The 6406-nt window shown below is 70.2% G+C and carries 6 protein-coding genes; 1 reads left to right on the top strand and 5 read right to left on the bottom strand.

The features are described 5' to 3' along the window. Positions 1–324 precede the first annotated feature (324 nt). A complete protein-coding gene (locus tag ACZ5VQ_RS49210; RefSeq protein ID WP_359715963.1) occupies positions 325–777 on the top strand; it encodes an ATP-binding protein in 453 nt (150 codons plus the stop codon). Between the two features lie 83 nt (positions 778–860). Here the strand turns inward: ACZ5VQ_RS49210 and argF are convergent, their stop codons facing one another. The 5 genes from argF to ACZ5VQ_RS49185 all read right to left on the bottom strand — a co-directional run bounded on the left by argF (position 861) and on the right by ACZ5VQ_RS49185 (position 6261). Then, entirely contained in the window at positions 861–1868 is a 1008-nt protein-coding gene (gene argF / locus ACZ5VQ_RS49205; RefSeq protein WP_450558530.1) for an ornithine carbamoyltransferase, read from the bottom strand. Positions 1869–1993: 125 nt separating this feature from the next. After that, complete coding sequence (locus ACZ5VQ_RS49200; protein ID WP_189841214.1) at positions 1994–3220, bottom strand: arginine deiminase; 1227 nt, start codon at positions 3218–3220, stop codon at positions 1994–1996. A gap of 37 nt (positions 3221–3257) precedes the next feature. Next, positions 3258–3485 carry a hypothetical protein gene (locus ACZ5VQ_RS49195; protein ID WP_469110743.1) on the bottom strand — a complete coding sequence of 76 codons (228 nt, stop codon included), beginning with the start codon at positions 3483–3485 and terminating at the stop codon, positions 3258–3260. Between the two features lie 482 nt (positions 3486–3967). Continuing rightward, positions 3968–5083: a caspase family protein gene (locus tag ACZ5VQ_RS49190; protein WP_469110742.1), complete on the bottom strand. Its 1116-nt coding sequence runs from the start codon at positions 5081–5083 to the stop codon at positions 3968–3970. After that, on the bottom strand, positions 5080–6261 hold the full coding sequence (locus ACZ5VQ_RS49185) for a hypothetical protein (protein ID WP_469110741.1): 1182 nt from the start codon (positions 6259–6261) through the stop codon (positions 5080–5082). Before ACZ5VQ_RS49185 ends, ACZ5VQ_RS49190 begins: the two co-directional genes overlap by 4 nt. Between the last annotated feature and the right edge of the window lie 145 nt (positions 6262–6406).

Raw genomic sequence — 6406 nt, 5'->3', positions numbered from 1 at the left:
CCCCCCCCCCCCCCCCCCCACCCCCCCCCCCCCCCCCCCCCCCCCCCCCCCCCCCCCCCCCCCCCCCCCCCCCCCCCCCCCCCCCCCCCCCCCCCACGGCCCTGTTTCGTTTTGGCGACTGCCGTCATGGATGCGCGACAACGCGGTCACGGAGTCACGACTCGTCGATAGGCCGGTAACGACAGGCGCAGAACGCGGGACGCGGACCGTTCACCTGGGTAAGCAGCCCGATACCAGGCCGAACGTCCCGAAAAAAGCCCGCCGAGCGCCTCTGTCCGGTTGCGTCGTACCATTCCTAAAGTTGAAAGCAGGACATCCTGCTCCATGAACGGACCCGCCTTGCACGATCCCCACGCCCCAGCCTCCTGGCGCATCGCTCTGCCGCACACCGCCGCGGCAGTGCCCGTCGCCCGTGCCCTGGTCCGTACCGCGCTCGCCGAACTGGAACACGCCGCCGACAGCGACACCGCCGAGCTGCTCACCGCGGAGCTGGTGGCGAACGCCGTGGAGCACACCAAGGGCGACCGGCCCATAGAGCTGGTCGTGGAGCTGCTGCCGACCGGCTGCCAGGTCGAGGTGCACGATCCGGACCCGTCCCCGCCGGGCGATCTCACGATCCCCGACCCGTCGGGCGAGCCCGACCCCTGGCAGGAGCACGGCCGCGGGCTGCTGCTGATCCGCGCCCTCAGCTCGTCGTGCGGGCACCGCCCCACGGACTCCGGGAAGGCGGTCTGGTTCAGGCTGCCGACGGTGCCGCACCAGCGGAACCCGCTGTAGCGACGGCGCAACCCGTCGCGCCCCTCACGCGCCCCACAAGCCCTCGCCCCCCAGCCTCACGGCCCTCAGGGCCCTCACAGCCCTCAGGCGAGGGTCGCCACCAGCATCGCCTTGATCGTGTGCAGCCGGTTCTCCGCCTCGTCGAAGACGACCGAGTGGGCCGACTCGAAGACCTCGTCGGTGACCTCCAGCGAGTCCAGGCCGTGCCGCTCGTGGATGTCGCGGCCGACCTTGGTGCCCAGGTCGTGGAAGGCCGGCAGACAGTGCAGGAACTTGACGTCCGCGTTGCCGGTGGCCCGCAGGACGTCCATCGTCACCGCGTACGGGCCGAGGGCGACGATGCGCTCGTCCCAGACCTCCTTGGGCTCCCCCATGGACACCCAGACGTCGGTGGCGACGAAGTCGGCGCCCGCGACCCCCTCCGCGACGTCCTCGGTGAGCGTGATCCGCGCCCCGCTGCGCACGGCGAGCTCGCGCGCCCGGTCGACGATCTCCTCGGCGGGCCAGTAGGCCTTCGGCGCGACGATCCGTACGTCCATGCCGAGCAGCGCGCCGGTGACCAGGTAGGAGTTGCCCATGTTGAAGCGCGCGTCGCCGAGGTAGGCGAAGGCGGTCCGGTTCAGCGGCTTGGTGGTGTGCTCGGTCATCGTGAGGACGTCGGCGAGCATCTGGGTCGGGTGCCAGGCGTCGGTCAGACCGTTGTAGACGGGCACGCCCGCGTGGGCGGCCAGCTCCTCGACACCCTCCTGGCTGTCCCCGCGGTACTGGATCGCGTGGAACATCCGGCCGAGCACCCGCGCGGTGTCCTTCACGGACTCCTTGTGCCCTATCTGCGAGCCCGACGGATCGAGGTACGTGGTGGAAGCGCCCTGGTCCGCGGCCGCGACCTCGAACGCGCAGCGCGTGCGCGTCGAGGTCTTCTCGAAGATCAGCGCGATGTTCCGGCCCCGCAGGTGCTGGGTCTCCGTCCCGGCCTTCTTCGCCGCCTTCAGCTCTGCGGCAAGCCCGATCAGGCCGCGGAACTCCTCCTCCGTGAAGTCCAGCTCCTTCAGGAAGTGGCGGCCGGCGAGGGCGTACGGGACTGTCGCCATGGGGGCGCTCCAGGGTTACGTAAACAGGGACTCTTGGAATTCTATACGATGCTCCACATTTCTATACGGAATCATTATCGAGACGTAGGCCTCACTTTCGAGGCCCCGAACCTCCGGTTCGGCCGCTACCCGACCGGATCCCGTACCACCGGACAGCTCATGCACCGCGGACCGCCCCTCCCCCGCCCCAGCTCGCTCCCCGGGATCTCGATCACCTCGATGCCCTGCTTGCGCAGATGTGTGTTGGTGGTCTGGTTCCGCTCGTACGCGACGACGACGCCCGGCTCGACCGCGAGGACGTTGCAGCCGTCGTCCCACTGCTCGCGCTCGGCGGCGTGGACGTCCTGCGTGGCGGTCAGCACACGGATCCGGTCGAGCCCCAGCGCGGCGGCGATCGCGCGGTGCATGTGCTCCGGCGGATGGTCGGTGACCTTCAGCTCCTTGTCACCGACGCCCGGTTCGATGGTGTACGAGCGGAGCATGCCGAGCCCGGCGTACTGGGTGAAGGTGTCGCCGTCGACCATCGTCATCACCGTGTCGAGGTGCATGAGGGCGCGCTTCTTGGGCATGTCGAGCGCCACGATGGTCTGCGCCGAGCCGGTGGCGAACAGCTTGTGCGCGAGCATCTCCACGGCCTGGGGCGTCGTCCGCTCGCTCATCCCGATGAGCACGGCGCCGTTGCCGATCACGAGCACGTCCCCGCCCTCGATGGTGGAGGGGTAGTCGGCCTGGCCCTCGGACCACACGTGGAACGCCTCGTCCTGGAACAGCGGATGGTGCCGGTAGATCGCCTCGAAGTGCACGGTCTCGCGCTGCCGGGCGGGCCAGCGCATGGCGTTGATGGAGACGCCGTCGTAGATCCAGGCGGAGGTGTCGCGGGTGAAGAGGTGGTTGGGGAGGGGGCCGAGGAGGAAGTCGTCGAGCTCCATGACGTGGAAGCGCACGGAGGTCGGCTCGGGGTGCGCCTCCAGGAACTCCCGCTTGGTCATCCCGCCGACCAGTGCCTCCGCCAGCTCGCCCGCGGGCAGCGCCTCGAACGAGGCTCTGAGGTGGTCGGTGGCCAGCGGCCCGTACTCCTTCTCGTCGAAGACCCTGTCCAGGACGAGCGATCTGGCCGCCGGGATCGCCAGGGCCTCGGTCAGCAGGTCGCCGAAGAGGTGGACGGTGACTCCGCGGTCGCGGAGCACGTCGGCGAAACCGTCGTGCTCCGCGCGGGCCCTGCGCACCCACAGCACGTCGTCGAAGAGCAGGGCGTCCTTGTTGCTCGGGGTGAGCCTTTTGAGCTCAAGATCCGGCCGGTGCAGGATGACGCGGCGCAGCCGCCCGGCTTCGGAGTCGACGTGGAATCCCATGCCTCCATCCTGACCATTCGGCCGCGTGTTCACCCCCTCAACGGCGGGGAAGAGGCTGCAACAGTTCCGTCCGGGGCAGCGTCCGCCGCGCGGTGCGGCCCGGTTTTGGGGCGGCCCGCGCGACGATCCACCCCGCAAAGGTGTGCGGGTCGGCCGGGTCACGGACCAGGGCCACGGTGTAGCCGGCGAGCGCGGTGGCCGGGTCTTCCGGCGGCGAGGTGCTCGTCTGCGGTACGCGGAGCCGCCAGGCGCAGGGCGAAGGCATGGGTACGGGCGTCGGGCCGGGAGGCCCGGTCGGCACGGAACCGGGAGCCGCCGGGCGCGGCCTCCTCTTCTGGTGGTTCGATATTGCGCAACCGACATACGAGCCCCAGCAAGGGCGGCTGGTTCGTCGGGCTCACGCAGCCAACCGTCCAGGGGCCGCGTCGGCCGGTGCCGAACATCTCACCGTCCGGCGCGGCTCGCGGCTGCGCCTCGGCCGGCCCGCCCCTGATGCTGCTGCGGGGCCGAGCGGGGGGAAGCTGTTCACGGCGGCGAGTAGCAGCAACGTGAGGTCCGCCCGATCTGATTTCCCAGACGCGAACGTCTGCCGTGAGGGCTGGCTCAGAGACGGCGGCTTCGGCTTCGCATAGTTCGGGCAGCTGCCCCAGGCTGTGTCCCCCTTCTCGCACGCCGGCACACGATGCCCGTGTACTTCCACGACGGAGAACTTTGCCCATTCGGAAACCGTGCGATCACTCCACTTGATCAGCCAAGGTCGCGCGATGCCTTCGCCGAGGCGGCGAACCTCCTTATGGCTTGAGTGAGTTCCCCCTTTCTCCCTGGATCGTCGTCCACGGACACCACCGCGTCGTACAACTCCCACAGAGCCTCGGGGTGACGGCGGGCGAGAGCCATGAGGATGTTGGTGGCATCGGTGCGGGCCTTGGTATGGCGAGGCAGCGTTCCAGTGATACGAGGGTGCAACGTGCCGACCACGGTCTGGCGTTCGGCGGGGTCGGCCATCAGCGGATAGGCGAGAAGAGCATCCACCGCGCGGCCGAGAGGGGAGAGTGGGCGCTTGTCGGGAGTACCTTCCGTGGCGGTCAGGATCTCGGTGCGCTCGGGGCCGGATAGTCGAATCTCAGGATGCTGTACGGTGCGGCCGGCCTGCCGCATGTCCGCAACTCGCCTTCGTACGGCGGAAAACAGCTCTTCCGGATCGGGGGGCGAGGGGAGATTTCCGGCACGCTCCTCCAGAAGTTCGAGCAGTGCGTCCGAGAAGAGACCCGTGGCCCGCACCGGGTCGTTGACCGCGGTACGGCCGCGGCCCGCGGCGCGGAGCAGGGTCTGCCGGTGAGCGAGAGTGCGATGTCCGGAGGGCAGGGCATTGGGGGGCAGCGGGTCGCGGAAGGCGAGGGCCTCCTCGAAGGTTTCGCAGGCGTCCACGATCCACAGCTGCTCGGCGAATCCGGGCACGGAGTCACTGGTGTAGCGGTCGAGTGCGGACTCCAGGTCGACGGCGACCTTGTCGGTGGTGGTGGCGTCGGCGCAGAACAGTCGGGTGCGGCCGGACCGGTCGAGCACTCCGTGGCCGCCCCACCACACCCACAGCACATCACCCTGTGCGCGCGGCAGTTCGTGCACGAGGGTGCGGCGCAGGGTGGCGTGGTCGGCCGGGGAGTACTCGACGTCCGGCACGAAGGAGGTCAACGGGGAGAGGTGGAGCCTGAGTTGGGACTCTGGCACGCCGGCGGCGTGCAGCAGGTCGCGGAAGCGTACGGCGTCACGGGCGGGTCCCGGCAGGTCCCAGTCCGGGCCCGCGTCGTATGCCTCGATGCCGACGATCAGCGCATGGACACGGGCGGGGTCGTGGCCGGTCACGGGAGGTGGTCCGCGATATGCCGGTACACGGCCGGGTTGGTCCAGTAGGCACTGTGCGCGGCGGGGAACGGCTGGCGTCCGTCGACGGGCACGTCGGTGACACGCCCCGGGAAGAGGGGTGCTCCCAGGTAACCCAACAGATCGCGGGGGTCGTACAGGTTCAACCAGTCGGGCATGTGTGCGGGCAGTGGCTCCGGGTGGGCGAGGGAGGGCAGGGAGCCCGACTCGTACAGGAAGGGTCCCTGGGAGCCCGCGGTCACGAGGAGCCGGACCTGGGGGAGCGGAGTGCCGATGAGCGTGTCGAGGGCGATGATCCCGCCGAGACTGTGACCGATGAGGGCAACGGGCGGCTCAAGACCCGCTACGAGGGAGCGCAGGTCCTCGCGGAAGGCTTCGCCGCGGCTGAGATAGCGCAGGACGTCTCCGGCGGCGGGATGGGCCGCCTCGGTCAGGGCGCGTCGGCGGCGCACGACGGCACGCGACGCGGCCGCACCCGCGACACTCAACAGCCTGGTGCGCAATCCGCGTTCGGCGCCTTGAGGCAGCGCACCGATCATTTGGCCGAGGCGGTCGACGACGGCGTCACGGGTGTCGCCGTTCGGGACGAGTGGCGCGTCGGTGTCGAGGACCTCGGCGATGATGCGGGCTGCCAGGGAGCGGGCGGCGAGGGTCGCGAGGTCGTCCCGTTCGAGGGCTGCGGCTGCCGGGCCCAGCAGCGGATGAGCGGCCAGGGCCGTCGCGGCGCGCGCCAGGCCGGGACCCAGTTCGGCCGCGGGTTCATCCCCACGGGCGGCCAGGCCGTGCAGGCGCGCCTGGAGGCGCTGTTCCGGCGGCGCGAATCCGGGTGGACGCTCCACCGCGGGCTCCCCTGCCGCCGCGGCGAGTGCCAATTCGGCATAGGGGTCGGCGTAGAGAGCGGCCCAGGCCCATGTGTCGTCATCCCGGTCCGGACCGGCCGACGCGAGCGGGGTCTCCGCCAGGCCACGGACCGTACCCGACCGCGGTGGCAGACTTGCCCCGCCCGCGGCCAGCGTGGCGCCGTGCGGGCCTCCCCAGTAGTACGGCACGATGCGTAGTCCGTCACGCAGGGTGGTGAGCCCCGCGGCGACTCGCCCTGTCAGCGCCGAGAAACCTGGTTCACGTACCCCTGTCCCGTGAATGAAGACAACCGCCGCCATGCGCCCCCCGTGACACGGGTCAACGTCCCCGTACGACCGCTTCTGGTACCTCAATTCATCAGTATTCTAGGGGTGTTGGGCCCAGGTGGCGCATACGTACGACGGCTCGGGCCGGAGATGGTATCCCGCCGAGTGGTGTAGTCAC

It is taken from the genome of Streptomyces sp. NPDC033178, from assembly GCF_055577685.1.
Note: the sequence above shows the minus strand (reverse complement) of the source record. Positions and strands in the feature narration are given on the sequence as shown.